Raw genomic sequence first — 877 nt, 5'->3', positions numbered from 1 at the left:
ACGAGGGCCCATAGCTGCGCGGTGAGCACCGCGCAGCTATGGGCCCTCGTCGGACTGGGGATCTTCCACGGCCTCAACCCGGGTATGGGGTGGCTCCTCGCCGTGTCCCGGGGCATGCAGGACGGCAGCCGGGCGGCGCTGCTGCGGTCGCTGCCGGCCGTCGCCGGCGGGCACGCCGCCTCCGTCGCGGTGTTCGGCGTGGCCATCACCGTCACCGGATCGCTCGTCGCGTCCCGCTGGTTCGCGATCGCCGGCGGCGCGCTGGTCGCGGGCGCCGGGCTGTGGCAGCTGCTGTCCCGGCGGCACTTCCGGTGGCGCGGCGTGCGGATGCCGGCCTGGCAGCTGGCCGGCTGGTCCTTCCTGATGTCCTCGGTGCACGGCGCCGGGCTCATGCTGCTCCCCGTCCTGGCCGGCGACCTCGCCCCCGCCCCCTCGGTCCCGGCACCGTCCGGACACGGCGGACACGGCGGACACGGCGCGCACGGCTGGGAGAGTGCCCCGCCGGCCGGCGCGGAGACCGCCCCCGCCGGCCTCACCCTCGCCGACGCCACCTGGCTCGGACTGACCGCCGCCGGCGTGCACACCCTCGCCATGGTCGCCGCGACCGGCGTCGCCGCGCTCCTCGTCTACGACTTCCTCGGCTCCCACCTGCTGCGGCTCTCCTGGATCGACGGCGACCGCGTCTGGGCCTTCGCCCTCGTCGCCGCCGGAATCGCCGTGCTGCTGACGGCCTGACCGCGCCTTGACCGCGGCTCGACCTCGGCCGCCGCCCGGCTGGCTACGCTGGCGGCCAGGCCACCGCGGCGGGAGGGGACCGGGCGTGTCGGAGATCGTGCTCACCACGGGCGGCGGCCGAGGTCGAGCCGCGGTCAAGGCG

At 76.9% G+C, this 877-nt stretch carries 1 protein-coding gene; it reads left to right on the top strand.

Features of this window, described 5'->3' with window-relative positions:
* Window positions 1-21: 21 nt before the first annotated feature.
* Window positions 22-735: a cell wall anchor protein gene (locus tag DEF28_RS26605; RefSeq protein WP_114400943.1), complete on the top strand. Its 714-nt coding sequence runs from the start codon at window positions 22-24 to the stop codon at window positions 733-735.
* Window positions 736-877: the final 142 nt, after the last annotated feature.

The organism is Marinitenerispora sediminis (genome assembly GCF_003336425.1).
GTDB classification, from domain to species: Bacteria; Actinomycetota; Actinomycetes; order Streptosporangiales; family Streptosporangiaceae; genus Marinitenerispora; species Marinitenerispora sediminis.
Note: the sequence above shows the minus strand (reverse complement) of the source record. Positions and strands in the feature narration are given on the sequence as shown.